Source organism: Cellulosimicrobium sp. GQ32 (assembly GCF_059758455.1).
Genome location: NZ_JCAXEP010000033.1, coordinates 1 through 599, shown reverse-complemented (window position 1 = coordinate 599; position 599 = coordinate 1). Strand labels below are relative to the sequence as shown.

Here is a 599-nt window from a genome sequence, read left to right as displayed (position 1 = left end):
GACGACCCGGACTACGTGGAGCTGGCGAAGTCGAACATTCTGCTGATCGGTCCGACGGGGACGGGTAAGACGTATCTGGCGCAGACGTTGGCGCGGATGTTGAACGTGCCGTTCGCGATCGCGGACGCGACGGCGCTCACCGAGGCGGGGTATGTCGGTGAGGACGTGGAGAACATCTTGTTGAAGCTGGTGCAGGCGGCGGACTTCGACGTGAAGAAGGCCGAGACGGGCATCATCTACATCGACGAGATCGACAAGGTGGCTCGGAAGGCGGAGAACCCGTCGATCACGCGTGATGTGTCGGGTGAGGGTGTGCAGCAGGCGTTGTTGAAGATCATCGAGGGCACGAGCGCGTCGGTGCCGCCGCAGGGTGGTCGTAAGCATCCGCACCAGGAGTTCATCCAGGTGGACACGTCGAACGTGTTGTTCATCGTGGCGGGGGCGTTTGCGGGGTTGGACGACATCGTGGCGGCGCGGGCGCGCAAGCGGGGTGTGGGTTTTGGTGCGCCGATCGAGACGGGTGCGGGGGAGGATCTGTTCGCGCAGGTGCGTCCGGAGGATCTGCACCGGTTCGGGTTGATCCCGGAGTTCATCGGGCG

General features: G+C 64.1%; 1 protein-coding gene. It reads left to right on the top strand.

Annotated elements, in window-relative coordinates; translation table 11 throughout:
• Window positions 1–599, top strand: a 599-nt coding sequence (gene clpX / locus AC6CH9_RS20805; RefSeq protein ID WP_498156598.1) for an ATP-dependent Clp protease ATP-binding subunit ClpX, incomplete at both ends; no start/stop codon positions are given.